The 15285-nt window shown below is 30.3% G+C and carries 14 protein-coding genes and 1 pseudogene; 3 read left to right on the top strand and 12 right to left on the bottom strand.

Features of this window, described 5'->3' with window-relative positions; genetic code table 11:
• The 3 genes from BWR56_RS05735 to BWR56_RS10060 all read right to left on the bottom strand — a co-directional run bounded on the left by BWR56_RS05735 (position 1) and on the right by BWR56_RS10060 (position 1791).
• Entirely contained in the window at positions 1 to 792 is a 792-nt protein-coding gene (locus BWR56_RS05735) for a membrane protein (RefSeq protein WP_014713355.1), read from the bottom strand.
• Positions 793 to 808: 16 nt separating this feature from the next.
• Entirely contained in the window at positions 809 to 1507 is a 699-nt protein-coding gene (locus BWR56_RS05740; RefSeq protein WP_014713356.1) for an ABC transporter ATP-binding protein, read from the bottom strand.
• Positions 1508 to 1659: 152 nt separating this feature from the next.
• The gene (locus tag BWR56_RS10060) at positions 1660 to 1791 is read right to left on the bottom strand and encodes a hypothetical protein (RefSeq protein WP_257787199.1); all 132 of its coding nucleotides are present in this window, start codon (positions 1789 to 1791) and stop codon (positions 1660 to 1662) included.
• Between the two features lie 489 nt (positions 1792 to 2280).
• Here BWR56_RS10060 and BWR56_RS05745 point away from each other — a divergent pair, with 489 nt between their 5' ends.
• Both BWR56_RS05745 and BWR56_RS05750 read left to right on the top strand, forming a co-directional pair.
• Entirely contained in the window at positions 2281 to 2952 is a 672-nt protein-coding gene (locus BWR56_RS05745; protein WP_014713357.1) for a response regulator transcription factor, read from the top strand.
• The gene (locus BWR56_RS05750) at positions 2937 to 4013 is read left to right on the top strand and encodes a sensor histidine kinase (RefSeq protein ID WP_076984617.1); all 1077 of its coding nucleotides are present in this window, start codon (positions 2937 to 2939) and stop codon (positions 4011 to 4013) included. Before BWR56_RS05745 ends, BWR56_RS05750 begins: the two co-directional genes overlap by 16 nt.
• 45 nt (positions 4014 to 4058) lie before the next feature.
• Here BWR56_RS05750 and BWR56_RS05755 read toward each other — a convergent pair whose 3' ends face one another.
• The 8 genes and pseudogenes from BWR56_RS05755 to BWR56_RS05790 form a co-directional block, all read right to left on the bottom strand.
• On the bottom strand, positions 4059 to 5927 hold the full coding sequence (locus BWR56_RS05755; protein WP_070889472.1) for an SAG1250 family conjugative relaxase: 1869 nt from the start codon (positions 5925 to 5927) through the stop codon (positions 4059 to 4061).
• The gene (mobC, locus tag BWR56_RS05760; protein ID WP_000263039.1) at positions 5914 to 6279 is read right to left on the bottom strand and encodes a plasmid mobilization relaxosome protein MobC; all 366 of its coding nucleotides are present in this window, start codon (positions 6277 to 6279) and stop codon (positions 5914 to 5916) included. Before mobC ends, BWR56_RS05755 begins: the two co-directional genes overlap by 14 nt.
• 9 nt (positions 6280 to 6288) lie before the next feature.
• Positions 6289 to 6648: an SAG1252 family conjugative relaxosome accessory protein gene (locus tag BWR56_RS05765; protein WP_014713360.1), complete on the bottom strand. Its 360-nt coding sequence runs from the start codon at positions 6646 to 6648 to the stop codon at positions 6289 to 6291.
• 373 nt (positions 6649 to 7021) lie between these two features.
• Positions 7022 to 7642 (bottom strand): TIR domain-containing protein, encoded by a 621-nt coding sequence (locus BWR56_RS05770; protein WP_076984618.1) that lies wholly within the window; start codon positions 7640 to 7642, stop codon positions 7022 to 7024.
• A complete protein-coding gene (locus tag BWR56_RS05775; protein WP_076984619.1) occupies positions 7642 to 9054 on the bottom strand; it encodes an SIR2 family protein in 1413 nt (470 codons plus the stop codon). The genes BWR56_RS05770 and BWR56_RS05775 overlap by 1 nt, the downstream gene beginning before the upstream one ends.
• A gap of 14 nt (positions 9055 to 9068) precedes the next feature.
• Positions 9069 to 10235, bottom strand: a complete 1167-nt coding sequence (locus BWR56_RS05780; RefSeq protein WP_076984620.1) for a toll/interleukin-1 receptor domain-containing protein — start codon at positions 10233 to 10235, stop codon at positions 9069 to 9071.
• 57 nt (positions 10236 to 10292) lie between these two features.
• On the bottom strand, positions 10293 to 10586 hold the full coding sequence (locus BWR56_RS05785) for a hypothetical protein (RefSeq protein ID WP_076984621.1): 294 nt from the start codon (positions 10584 to 10586) through the stop codon (positions 10293 to 10295).
• Between the two features lie 296 nt (positions 10587 to 10882).
• A pseudogene (locus BWR56_RS05790) lies at positions 10883 to 11348 on the bottom strand (helix-turn-helix domain-containing protein).
• Positions 11349 to 11708: 360 nt separating this feature from the next.
• Between BWR56_RS05790 and BWR56_RS05795 the strand changes: the two are divergent.
• Positions 11709 to 13988 carry a tetratricopeptide repeat protein gene (locus BWR56_RS05795; protein WP_076984622.1) on the top strand — a complete coding sequence of 760 codons (2280 nt, stop codon included), beginning with the start codon at positions 11709 to 11711 and terminating at the stop codon, positions 13986 to 13988.
• On the opposite strand, the gene BWR56_RS05800 is transcribed toward BWR56_RS05795, so the two are convergent.
• Positions 13972 to 15213, bottom strand: a complete 1242-nt coding sequence (locus tag BWR56_RS05800; protein WP_076984623.1) for a glycine hydroxymethyltransferase — start codon at positions 15211 to 15213, stop codon at positions 13972 to 13974. The genes BWR56_RS05795 and BWR56_RS05800 overlap by 17 nt on opposite strands.
• Positions 15214 to 15285: the final 72 nt, after the last annotated feature.

The following is a 15285-nucleotide window of genomic DNA, read 5'->3' on the forward strand; positions in this document are numbered from 1 at the left end:
TTACTTGTCCTTCTGATTTTCATACCAAGCTTTAATATACATCAAAATAGTTACTATTGATGCTTGAGATAACAATAATAACAAACCATACATTTCCGAAGGATTGTTATTTTCTACTCTTCCGAATGCAAATGACTTTGCACCTATTAGAGGGAGTAAATGTTCGAGTGTCGGAGAAAGGACTCTCAATATACCTGATAAAGTTATAATAAGAATACTTACAATAACAATGACAGATGGAATAGGCTTTCTTGTTATTTTTACTAAAAACATTGAAAGCAATGTCAATGTTATGGCAAAGATAATGATTCTTAACGTTACTTCTAAAACAAGACCTAGGCTAAGATATTTTTGTAATGTTTCATCTAACATCACATAGAGCATTGCACTATTTATAAGAGATAGAGCTATCGTCAACGTACTGGCTACAATCATTCCAGAACAAATCTGACCTGTTAAAACGGTCTGCCATTTTGGTGTTAACAATTTAGTTAATGATTCCTGACCAAATTTGTACTCCGTAGATAGAATCAGTGCAAATAAGATTGGAGAAAATAGAATACTAGATTGGTAAGGGGAAGATAATATCGCATCCCTTACCGTTTGAAACTCTGTTAATTGACTAGTCGTATCTTCAAGTATAAGAATCTCTGTATGACCATTTGCTATCGCATTAATAACTTGAATATTTTGAAAGGTAAAGAATACACTGATTGCAATCACAATTGCTACACCAATCCAAAAAAGTGGTAATGATAGTATTTTGTATAGTTCACTACGAGTATTTTTCATAAAGCATTACCCCCATCTAACTTGTAACAGATTTAAAATATGCTTCCTCAAAAGAGCCATATTCTTCAAGAACATCTTTGCTGCTACCATCAATGACTACCTTACCATTAGATAATCCTACAATTTTATCAACCGTAAGTTCTAACTCATTCATATAATGGCTTGTGATTAAAACTATTTTACCGTTTCTCACAAATTCTCTTAGAAACTCTCTAACCCATCTAATTCCATCTGGATCAAGTCCATTAATTGGTTCATCCAAAATAAGTATTCTAGGATTCGCTAAAATAGCCGTAGCCAGCCCCAGTCTTTGTTTCATTCCAAGAGAGTAGTCTTTTATCCTTTTATTACCAACATCCTGAAGGCCAACTATTTTTAAACATTCTAAACATCTCTGTTTATCTATACCACTCGTTAAAGCAATCCACCTCAAGTGATTATAGGCCGTCCTTGTTGGATTGGGTTGAAAACTATCTAGAAATGCACCTACATATCTGAAGGGGTATTTTCCTAATTCTTCATAATTTTTTCCATCAAAAGTCGCTTTACCTTCATCTGTCGAAATCAAGCCAAGCAATATTTTTATTAAAGTTGATTTACCAGATCCATTTGGTCCAATTAGTGCCGTTACCTCCCCTTCGTTTGCTGTAAACGAAATTTTTGAAAGAACAACCTTATCGCTAAAAGCTTTACTAACATTTTCTATTTTAATCATTTACCTTTGTCCTCCTTTTACAAATATAATTATTTGAAATTTAGATAAATCCATTTCTTAACCAATTGGTATTCCATCAATTTTTAGCCATACATGAACTAAAAATTGTACTACTTGGAAAGCTGAAACCCGAACTAAAGTTCGTCTACCTATTATTCCTCGTAGCATGACTGCAACTGCCCTTTGTAAACACCCATTACCTGCACCATTTGTCGAAGTTCGATAGCTACCGTTTTTGTAATAGTTAATTTTTGGTACATAACATTCTCCTTCCTATTATTCATATTACCCTACAGCAATTTCAATAGAGTAACAACTATGTTTACCTGCTAAATTCTGAGCAAATTGATTTAACTTACCACATATATTGCTGATTTGGAGTTTTGAACTACTCTCAGAAAAACATGCTATAGAATAATTCCCAATCCATAATAGTGACTATTAGGGCAGATGATAAGTTGTCATCTACATTTCATATTCTACAAAACGAATATCGGAAAAATATCAGAATTTCTGATTTCTAGGTAATTTTTTTGATTCCAGATTATCGTATTGTCATATACTATAGTAGATTGAAGTTAGAATAGTACGCCACAACTGCTAAAACATTTCTAGAAATGAATGTGACTTTCTTAATAGATTTGTTCATATCTTATTTTAATCTACTATAATTTCCACAAGAAGTCTGTATTATTTAGATTATTATTATTCTATATCATTACTTGAGGGTAAACATGGTATAATTAGAATATATTTTAAAAGGAGAGACAATTATGAAATATAAAGTCCTAGTCATAGATGATGATATTGCCATTTTAAGACTTATTCAAAATGTTCTAGAGAATAAAAACTTTGTCGTCGATACGCGGACTGCTATTCCAGAAATTGATATCTGTCATTTTATCGGCTATGATTTAATTATTTTAGATATTATGATGCCCCACGATGGAATTGAAATCTGTAAGTATATCCGAGAATTTATTTCTGTTCCAATCATATTTTTAACATCCAAAAATTTAGAAGAGGATATTGTATATGGTATACAGTCCGGTGCAGATGACTATATTACAAAACCATTTAGCATACCTGAACTAGTAGCTAGAGTACAGATGCATATCCGTCGAGAAGTGCGCAATAATCATTCTAGTGAGATTCTACAATTTGGACCTCTGGCAATTGATAAAACTAAAGAAGAACTTAGAATTTCGGATATACATATTCCAACTACAAAAAGAGAATTCCAATTAATTTTGTTGCTTTCCAGCAATCCAAATAGAATATTTTCAAATGACGAACTCTTTGATTATCTTTACCCTCATGATTCTGAAACACTGGGAAGGTCTATTACAGAGTATGTATACCAAATCAGGCAAAAATTAAAACCTTATGAAATTAATCCAATTAAAACAATCTGGGGAGGTGGTTATCAGTGGATAACGCTCTGACTTTTAACCAACTGATTAAACAAACATATTTTAAGATTTTAAGACAATTTCTTATTAGTCTTTTTCTATTTTATTTGCTACCATTGTTATTTACTGCTTTTACTAATATTACTGAAAAAAATGCAGGTGCATTTACTATCTATTTCAGCACAATTTCTTGGATTTATATTAGTCTAATTTTATTTTCTATTATTGCTAAAAATATTAGCAACCTTCTAGAAAAGATAAAGCAAGAAACAAATATTGTTTATAATCAAAGTCTATTGGTTGATATAAATGAACAAGCCCCAGCTAAATTAACTTTGATTGAACTGATTGAAACAAGACAAAAAATTCAGGAAATGCAGTCAACGATTAAAAAAATGATTCAATCTGAAAAACAGCAAAAAAAGGAATTGATGTTTCAAGTCTCAGCTGCAGCACATGATTTGAAGACACCTTTAACAATTATTCAAGGAAATGCTCAATTTTTACAATCTATAGATATTACTGGAAATATTGGTCAATGTTTAGGAGATATCGAAATTGCTAGCCAACAACTTAATAGATACTTTAATCAGCTAATTAATTACTCTAAAACATTCTATAATGATAGTTCTAATTGGGAGAGTTTCTCTTCGGATTACTTACTTGAATTATTTGAACAAGAAATTAAGTTAATTACTGATAAAAAGGCTAAAATCCAATTTTCAAATAATCTACCAATCACTATTAATTTAACACTTAATTTAAACTTATTCCTACGAGCAATCCTAAATATTATTAATAATGCAATTGACCATTCCAAAAGTAATTATCCATTAATAAGAGTAGACTATAAGTTAATAGATAATAAATTTTATATTTCCATATGGAATAGCGATTCTTCATTTTCTGAGAATATACTCGAGAAATATGAGTTACTATACTATCAAGACAAACAGGCAACAAATTCAGAGCAAGGAAGTCATTTCGGAATTGGATTAGCATTTGTTAATCGGGTAGCGAAAATTCATGGCGGAGAAGTAAATTTGAGTAATTTTGAGAACGGTGCTCTTGTCACTATTTATATACCAGTCTAGTCTTTAGTTATCAAATATTTTATACCACTATGTCAATTAGAGAGATTAGTCCATCAAAATATTCTCTTGAAATTTTGGATTAGGATTATTAGTAGTAATATTTAACATTTTTACAAATTCTTCCAATATTCTAATCAGTCTTTCATACTCATAAAGATAATGACCTAGCTCCTCTTGAAACACTCTTATTTCTTCGGTTACTTGTTCGACTGTAATTGATTCTGGCAAATTTAATTTTGAAAAGTCATATCTTGCAAGCTTTCGACTGCTCACATCTTCACTCTTCAAATTGATAAGCACTTCCGCCATCTTGTTTAAGGTGGCGATTTTTTCATTTGTTTGAGTCAGTTTGATGTCTAGCTCTGCTATTTCTGCAACCAGTTCGTCTTTGATGTCCTGGTATTTTTTGTCTCTCTCTGTTAACTCAATCAAGAGGTTAATCTCAGAAATCTTTTCTTGAAGTCGATCAACAGTCGGTCTTCTGTATGGTATTACTCGATTATCGTTGGTTAACTGTCTAATCAAGGTTCGCCCTTTAATATACTGATTCTTATCCGAATGTTCTTTGTTATAGACAAAATATGAGGTTGACTCTCGGATATAGACTTTATATTTTTTCTGATTGTCTTCTTCGATAATATCTAGCTGATAATTGGGAATGAAAATGAGACCACTCTGCTTAATACCAAAAGACACTTTGATATAAATACCCTCATCAACTAGCTCATCTATTTGGTTCTCTGCAAGTTCCACTTCAAATTCATGAACGGTATCTCGTTTTTCCTTAAATGTCTCAAAGACTTCCTCAATCTCTTCAGTGGATACTTTATCCTTATCTCGCTCTTTTTGGAAAGCATGGTACTGTTCCTGTAAATTCTCTAATTCTTCTGAAGCACCGACTTCCTTATTTTTAAAATAATCTTGAAAAAATTTGACATCATATAATTTCTTATCACTTATTTTTTGATGACCCAAACTTATCTTTTGATTATCTTCTTCCAGAATAAAAGTTACATTTTTTTGTTTTAAGTTAATGGTTAGATTCAATTCTTTTACTTTTGTTTTTAACTCTTCTAAAGAATTGACACGGTTCAACAAAAATTCTAAACGACTTTCAATCTCTTGCTTAGCAAAATGCGTTCTAAAAAATTCTTCATCATATAGATCTCGTTTGCTGAGTTGGCGTCCTCGAATTGGTTTTATCATCGTTCTATCTGTCATCAAAAAACGGCTATGCTTTTGACTAAAATCAATCTGAACATGCAACTGCTTTGCTTTCTCTAAAAAATCATCAAACGATTTAGATTGCTGCAGCAAAAAATAAAGACGTTGTTTCAATTCAAACTTATGACTAGATTCCCTATATTTTTTATAATCTCGATAGGAATAACGTTTCTCAATAATTTTTGCACCAGCCACTTTAGAAATACGGTCTGAAATCATACGGAGGTTTCGTTCCAAGGCATAGTTCCATATCAACTTTTTATCTGAATTGCGGTCAATAGCGTTGATTAGGATGTGATTATGAACATGATCTTTGTCTGTGTGAGTTGCTACGATAAACTTAAAACGACCTCCTGTCAATTCCATCATGGTCTCATAACCAATGCGGTTAATTTTTTCAGGTGTCAGACTATCTTCAGGAGAAAATGATTGAATGAGGTGATGAGCATGAATAGTTTGTTGGTGTTTTTCTTGTCGGTCGTTTCTGGATTCGTACAACTTGTCATTATTGCTGAAGTTGACATTGTACATCTCTACCATTTCTGCATGACTAGGGAAGTCCAAGTAATTGCTCATGCCAAAATCAGATACCAATTTCAAATTGTCCGTTTTATCAGGGTTGAGAATATACTTGATTAAACGCCTACGATATTTTTTCCCGTGCGTCGCAAAGTGTTTAGTAACTACCATGAAACTCCTTCAGTCTTTTCACCTCAACTTGAAATTCTTTGTCCACTTCCTTAATTAACTCTCCAACTCCTTTACTCAATTCTTGTAATTGGTCCTGAGAAATCAGATGGCTTTGATTAATCGCACGCGCAATTTGATTGATGTTATTTCCAATCCGTCTCAATTCAAAAACTAACTGGTCATAAGTATCAGTGTTAATCGTGACAAATGACATATTGGGATTAAGTAAAACTTTTCTGGCATAGACTGAGAAATTTTGACAATTGCTCTTAGCAATCCGTTCATTCAATTGGTGTAATTCTGGATCAGTTAGAAATACTTTTTTGAGATTGGTACGATAGCGATAAACCATAGCAGTCTCCTATCCCATATATTTTTCACAGAATTCACGACTGAGTGGCTGAGCTTGATTGATTTCTACAATTAATTCTTGAACACAAGTCAATAAGATTGAGACGTGCTCTTGAGTCACTTGATGATTTTCTCTTGCAACAACCAGAACTTCATACACATCTCGACTAATCTGTTCTAACTTCTGAGAGTTCCAAAGAGAGAACCAACTTTCAAAAATTCTATCCTGATAATTCTTTTTCAATAAATTCTGACGAAGAAATTCTGAGAAACTTTCCATTTTTTGTTCCCTCATCATTTCTTTTATCTGTTTTTCTTCTTGTCTCGTGATTCTAAATTGCTTTCGGATTGACTTAATTTCTTGTCCCATTCTGATATCCCTTCAACATTCTACTTGTATGACAGTGTAAGTCTACCTCACATTGTCAGTACGCTTCCTAAAGACCTCACTTGCTTCTTGTTCGGTCTTTGCGAGCTCAGATATTGTGTCCACAATATCCCAAAAATCATATCGCCAGCCGACCAAAACCTTCTAGTTTTGATAGCCAACGATAAGATAACTTGGTGGCTTCGCCCCCAAACCCCCAGAGAAAAATCTTAGTTGGATTTTTACAAGTTGAGAAAAGTATAACAAAGGAAAGTTGGAAATTTTATCACAGGAGAATGAGAGGATGAAAAAAGAGCCTTTCGACTCTTAAAATTGAACTTATCTCAATAGCAGAATTATCTACAAGAAGTGTTTATTACATCCTCTTAGCTATATTGAACTCATCTAATCGTTCTCTTTTGTCTTTTGCATTCTGAATATATCGACTATAATCTTCTTTGAAATCGTTCAAACTCACTAAAGAAATATAAGAATCGTGTTCATTATCATAAAGATCATTACATGGATTTTTCTTATAAGCCGACTTAATATTTAACATGTTCTCTCTAGCTAAATTATCAAAATATTTCAAAGACCTACACGACTTAGTTTGCTGACAATGTTGACAATAATGAGTACTATCGTCTAGTACCTTATCTTTAGCTTCATCAGTATAGATAGCTATCACACCATTTGTTCTATTATTTTCCCTATTCTCTAAAGAATATCTAAGTTCATCATAAAGCCAATCATCGTAGTTCCCTCGCAAATCTTTTTTGTAAGAAATTGCTTCTGGTGTCAATAATACAATTGTAACAGAGGTATCTTTCAATTTATCGTATAAATAATCCTGAATTGTTTCTTCGCTCATTTGACTTCTATCTTTATCTTCAGATCTATTTATTACCTCGGTAGAACCATCAAATAAATCAACTAATTCATCTTTAATCTTTTTTCCATCACTAAAACGGAACGAAATAAATACTTTGGTCGCCATTATCGTACCTCATTGATAATTTTATCAATCGTGGAAAATACTTTAGCGAAATCCTTTTCAGTCTCCAAAGTTTCCCAGTAATTATCTAAATAACTATATTCTCCTGATTGTTTCATCTCATCAAAAATTTCTTTTGCAGCAAATCCAGTAGAAGCAATCGGAATGATTATCTTTTCTTTTGCTTTAGCTATTTGAAATTCCTCCATCATGCCTGAAGCAATTTTGACTTTACCATCGACAAGTTTATTACCAAATAAAAAAATACACACACCTGACTCACTAATCATTTGTTCACGATTCTCTGTCCAACGCTCTTTTAACGATTTCTTTCCATTGTCATTTTGTGGAAAAGGAAACAAACCAAGGTGTTCAGCCACATGTCTATATTTAGTTTTATAAATTTGATCCAGCGCACCGTTAATAACACTGCTTCCTATCCCCAGTCCAAACCCTGATATTATTTTATAATCTTTTGAAATAAGAAAACTAGATAAATCATAGCAGTATTGATTTACCTTTTCTTCACTCCAATTCTCATTATAATCTGATATACTACCTGAAATGAAGATTGTATTTTTTAAGTACTCCTCCTCAATTTTTTGTATTAAGTCAGATATTTCAGAATAATCATCTACTAGAACGGTCTCTATTCCATATCTCTGTAAATCTTTGATTTTTAAATCTTGTTTTATTTTAGCGTAATTATATCCTTCGATATCTGCGTCATAGTCTCTCTCTAACACTTGTTTTTGAATACAATAATGTTCTCTCTTATTATCTCCCAGCAAGACATTTACCTTCCCCAGAATAGATTCTAAATTAGGATCTTCAAAACCAAAACCTACAAATAAAAATGTTTTAGAAACTAAGTCACCTCGTAAAGCTGTTACAAATAAAGAGTTTTTATCACTATATCTTTCATAATCATCTTTTGAAATAACTGCATCATTAGGCGAATCTACATCACCATGCATCTTATAAACAATGGCATCGCTATCACGAATACTAATTGCTAAATCATCTATCTTTCTCTTTATATCTCCTCTACGATTGTTTTTCTTTAAACCGTTTTCAATTACGTTATCATAGTTTGTCGTCCAATATGTAGAAATGGGTAGTCGTGTTAGTAAATTCGTTACTTTTGTTTCTGCTTCTTGACTAGAAAATTGATAAACTATTTCCTGATTTACAGAACCTCGATTTCCCATTTTAGAATTGATATAATATTGAGTCAATCCCACTAAATCTGACTCTTTATCAATATCTAAATCAATCTCATCCGCAAATGGCTTTACGAGCTTTTTCCAGTTAACAAATCCTGCGTCAACTGATGTTCCTGCGCCAGCAAAAACTGCCGCATTGCTATCTTGAACAGCTTTCGTAAATTTTTTAATAAATTGCTCTTTCCTCATCTTGAATCCTTCTATTATTTTTTATTCTCTTTCCATTTAGTAAATGGAATATCTGACTGTCCATGATTTTTAACTATAAAATCTTCAGAAAAAAGTAATTTTGGATATTTAAAGTAGAACTTTGGAATAATTGTTCTATCTATTTTTTCTGAAAAATAGATACATATTTTCTTTCCAATTGCATCTGCATATCCCAATTCCCAAGCACACCACTGAGAATTAAGTGTCTTACTTGAAAAGTACAAAACAAATACATCCGATTGTTTTATACGCTCTTTGATAATATCGACTGTTGAAGTATTACACCATTCTCGTTTCAGATCGTATTTATCATTAACCCAGTCAATATATACGACTTGGCCATTTTTGTTTAGTTTTTTATAAAAGGTTATAATTTTTTCTTCATCTTTAGAGTTATGTGAAAGAAAGATATCAAATTTTTTTATCTTTTCTAGATCATCAATGTATAACCTCTTCTTCAACTCTTCTGGTCCTTTCCTATTTGTTACTATTTCATTATCAATAAAATTTGTTTTTCCTTTCTTTTTTCTACTCAATCTAAACGGTAGAGATAATCTTTGAAAGTACGACTGAACTTCTTTTTTTAGCGATTGATTTCTTACATGACCATTTATTGCATAGAAAAAATTATGAACTTCCTTTGAATCATACTTCGAAAGTTCTCTAATGATTTCTAATCTTTCATGTAAATCATGTGTTTTAAAAAATCTTTTGCGATAATGTTCCAGATAAGAGGGATTTATTTCTTGAATATAATCTAATGATTTTTTTCTTTTTATAGTTTGTAGCTTTAATTTTGCTAAAGATTTTTTTCGAATTTCATCTGCCTGAGTTTTTCTCTCTTCAATACACAAAATATTTTTTCTTACTCGTCTTCTTATATATTTAGATGTTTCAAGAATAAAATCATTAGTTTCTAAAGACATCCTTTTACTCTGAATTTTAACTAAATTCTTTTTAATAATACGTTTACCATACCAATAATTTCTTTCCTTTTCCAGCTTAGAAATTTTGTCAGGAAACATATAAGTAAATTTATCAACATAGTCCTTGTTAGAAAATTTCTCTGGCATAGTCTCTATGACCATATTATGAGCTGGTTTAAACTCTTTTTGTAGTTTTATGTAAAACTCATTGTATTGTCTCATAACAATCCCCATATAAATAGTTCCCTCATAATAAATATTTGCAGTTTTATAGCTCCTATACGAAAATTATTACATATTTCCTTTTCTAATTTGATACTTTTCTGCAACAAAAGAAGCCAGTTGATAATCGTATCTTTCACTATCGTAATAGAAAAAATAAGGAGCCTGATAACCATAACCATACCACACGTTTAATCCTGTTTCCTCTTCCAATAATTGGAGTAGCTCATGTGAATATTGCTTACAAAACATTGAAGTCATTACTTTAAATTGATCTTCAAATATTATTCCTCTATTTTGAAACTCTGTAACAATCTCTTCAATTTCTTTGCCTATTATTTCTCTTAATTCTCTTAATTCCATAGTTTTCACCTATTCTTGCTATTTGATATTAACATAAAACATGACTGATTAAAATTTTCTCAATTTATTTTCCCCAGTCTCAACATTTACTTCTTACCTTACTCCACTCACCGAACAGAAACTCTTTGAGCTTGATACAATTGATAATTGTCTTTCTAGTTCGCTTTTTCCATGGAGAAAGATAGCTATTGGATTTTGGCTCATTCACTTTCCTTTCGTCAGTGTGCAAACATTTCGACCTAAGGCACAGGCAAACTCATTCTCACTAGAATCATATAAACTCATTAAACTACCATTCACATTTCTGATGTTTTTAGTATGTACTCAATACCATCCAAGTAGCACCTGTAACGCTCAAGCTCTTCAAAAGTAGTCACTAGATAAATGTTGGTATTCACCATATCAGATAAGGCGCCACTCATTACAATCCAGTGATTGCTCTCATCATTAAAGACGAGGTTCTGGCTATCTTGATAACAATAGTGATGAGTTAGGAGATTTGTTCAACGTTTCTTAACAATCTCCATTTTTAAAGTCAGTTTATTATCTTCCCACTAGATTTAATATTTTTTCTTTCCCAACAATATTCACATACGATACATTGAATTTTTGGCAGATTGTGTCTATTAATTCTTTTGAAATTATACTTGTTCCCTTTTCATAACGGCTAAGGCTATTGGGTGAAATGCTTATAATTCGTGCAAATTCTGGACATGTCAGGCCATGTGCCTTTCGTATAAATTTTATATTGTTTCCAATCATGGCATGCTTCTTTTACTCGATAATACTATTATAACATTTAGAAATTAAAAAACAGATTCTAAATCAATAGAACGTATAATTCTAAAATTAGAATTTTTAGTGATAATTCTATAAAATGTTGCTTTTCTAATAAATTTGTACTTGTTTTCTTCAAACTATACAAATACCACGTTGTTGTAAGTTTGTAATTAACTCAAAAGTATTAGATATAATTTTAAAACAGTATTTTAAGCCATAGTTGGCCAATACTATAGTTTGCTATTTAATTCTAACTAAAAAAATCATTATACGAATCAAACAACTAAAAATGAATTTATGGTATACTAGTGATAATAAATTGTTATCGGTAGGAGAATGTTTATGTACTATGGACGCAACAATGAAATAGAACAGCTAAAACACCATTTTAAGTATTCTAGCAATGATAAAAATAGTTTATTCATTATAAATGGTTTTAGTGGCAGTGGCAAGACTGAATTAGTTAAAGAAGTTAGTCAACAAATATATAGAAATAATAAAGAAATTTTTATTTTATATGTTGATGTTGCAAATGATGGATTTGAAAGTAATAAATTTTTTGAAAATTTATTAAAAGGAGCTTATATAGCCACTCAATTCAGGAGAAATCTTTGTTTATCTATACCACATAAATATTCGTTCTCAAATTATTTAAGAAAACAAAAACTAACTAATTTAACATTGAAGCATAGTTTTAAACTTATCAAATCATTAATTTCATTAAACGTTCCGTATAAGAAAATTATTGACTATCCTTGGGAGGAAGTTATTTCTGAAATAAAAGAAGAAATTTTCGAAAGTGATCTATATTTACGTTACTTCTATAATATTTCAAAAAAAGTCAGAGTTAACATAATTATTGATAATTATCAATTTTTACCTGATAATATAAAAATAAAATTTGAAGATGACTTCAACACACTTCAAAAAGGAATTTCTTTAACCATAATACATCGAACTGATGAAGATGTCAGTTTAGTTGATAGATTAGATACACTAGATAATTATACTTCTAATGTATTAAATTTATCTTATCTGACAGAAGAAGAGTGTAAATTATTAATAAATAATCAGATTGATTTTCTAGATAATACCATGTTAAATCAAATTTGGCAGTTAACTAAAGGAAATTATAAAGAAATTGAATTAATTATTAATAAACTGGCAGACAACCCTAATTCAGAACTACTTAGTATTTCTGATATTTATAATAAACTTTCAGACACCCAAAAAAATATTTTGATTATATCATCAATTTTTCCAGCTGGTATGAGTAAAGAAATAGTTTTTAACTACATAAAATCTATTATAGAGGACACTACTGAAGTATCTAATTCGTTAAATGCTCTTATTAATGCAGGCTTTGTATACATTAATGGAGATACAAATGATAAGATAAAAATATCACATGAATCAATTGTTAATAGTATATTAAATCAAACTACTGATTCTGATCTTAAATTAGTCACAAAGAATCTTAAAATATATTTGGAACAGACTATCTTATCCATAGGAATAGGTGGTGAATTAGCTTACTTAATTCACTGCTTAATACATATCAGTAGTCTTGAAGAGTTAAGACAAAATATAGAATACATTAAAAAATTACTCGAAATAGAGTATAGAAAAAATTCTTATTTTTATATCGTATCTTTGAGTAAAAAGATATTTAATTTAATAGAATTATTACCAGAGAAATATATACATTATATTTTGAATTCACATCAATGGACTTCAAATTTTAATGATGGTTTAACAATTCTTAGAAATCTTAAAATTGAGTATTATTCGGAACATATAAATTTATATTATCCTAGATTTTTAATTCAACTATATGAATTTAATGAAGCGTTAAATTTACTTGAAAAATTAGAAAACAACTCAGGAAATTTACTCTATAAATTAAACGCTTATGGACATCTAGGTAAAGATAAAGAAGCAATAAAACTTCTTAATGAAAATCTTAATTCAGTAGAAAAAGATGATTTTTATTATATTATTTTACGAAATTCTGCCCATTATTTTCCAATTGAACAAGCTACTAGAAATCTCAAATTAGCATTAGAGTATTTTCAAGTGAATGAGCAGTATATTCCTGTTGCAACTGTATATAATAATTTAGGAGTCATTTATACATGGAATAGAGAATATGATTTAGCTTTAGAAAATCTCAACAAAGCAGAAAAAATACTAAAAAAATATGATTCAAATGAAATTTTTGAATCATATTGTAATAAATCAGTTTTATTTCTAATGAAGAAAGATTATCAACAATCTCTAGAATATATCAATAAATCACTTCAAATGTGTCCTAAATCTTTAACTTTAGATGTTCGTATGCTTAAACTAAATAAATTAGTTGTTGAATTGGTGTCTGAAAATATTTCTCTTATAGATTTTCAGAATTCTTTAAGATACTTTGAGGCAGAAATTCCACTAATAGATGATCCTTGGTATAAATTTCAAGTTGTATATAATCTAAAACAGATTAGTGATATTCCTTCTGTTTATGATCAATCATATATTGAAAATTATAAGGATGGATTAACTAAATACTATATACTAATTTCATATAAAAATTATAATTTTTGTCTTGGTCTATCTCCTAATTGGAGATATTAATCTGTTTGTGATATTTGCTAATGAGTTCAGAGTGTATAGAGTAGTTGAACTGTTTATATTTTAGTAAATTAGCTACTAGTTCAGCTAATTTCTGTATATCAGCCTCTGTGTATCCTAGATTTGTAATACCAACTGTTCCTAACCTAATTCCTGAAGTAGTCATCGGACCATATATATCATTCGGAATTTGATTACGATTAACCAATATTCTATGCTCGAAAAGTAACTCCTCTGCTTCCTTACCATTAAAGTTTAGATTTGATAAGTTGATTAAAACAACATGAGTTTTTGACTGTTTATAGATGACATCGATTCCATAGCTAGTTAAGCAATCTATTAACAGTTGAGTATTTTTAAGGACTTCTTTAGCATAACTTTGAATATCTATTGACAATAATTTAATTAAACATATACATTTAGCAAATAATGCAGATTGTGTCGGCCCACCTTGAGTTCTAGGAAAAATAGAATAACTTATTTCTCTTTCAAAAGAGCTACGATAAACTAGCACACCTCCTTGAGGTCCACGTAAACACTTATCCATTGTAAAAGTAGCAAAATCTACAAAAGGGAAAATTGCCTGATGAATATCTGCCATAATATACAAGACACTATGGCAGATATCTGCCAATATGAGAGTGTCAGGACTAGTTTCTTTAACCGTCTTATAAATTTTTTTATAATTAAACTCATTTCCATACGATGAAGCACCGACAACAATTAGTTTGGGTTTATATAGCTCTAATAATTCCCTTAGTTCAGTAAAATCTACTTTTAAATTATTATCTAAATGATAATATATAACCTTACCTCTACCTGTGTAAGTGTGTGAAATATGCCCCCCGTCTTTTGGTGATAATGATAGAATAAAATCATCTCTTTCTAAAATTCCATTATAAACAATTTGATTAGCCTGAGTTCCAGAATTTGGTTGTAAACTAACTCGATAATCATTGGATCTTAAATTAAAGAGTTTGCAGCACAATTCCTCAGCATATACTTCAATATCATCTAATGAAGTACAATGAGGAAAATAACGTTTTTCAACAACGCCTTCAGTTGGAAGTGTAGAAAGTGGAAAGCTTTGTATTTTTAATACTTCATTGAATGGATAGCTAATACAAGCAGCAAGATTTATGATACTATTTTGATCTTGATTATATGATTCAAGAATTTTATTCAATCTCTGATAAATTTTTCCTTCAAACTTATTAGTTATATACACTTATTTCTCCTACCGATAACAATTTATTATCACTATACAAAGCACCCAAATAGGTTTATAATAGCATGATTA

It is taken from the genome of Streptococcus oralis (assembly GCF_001983955.1).
GTDB classification, from domain to species: Bacteria; Bacillota; Bacilli; order Lactobacillales; family Streptococcaceae; genus Streptococcus; species Streptococcus jiangnanensis.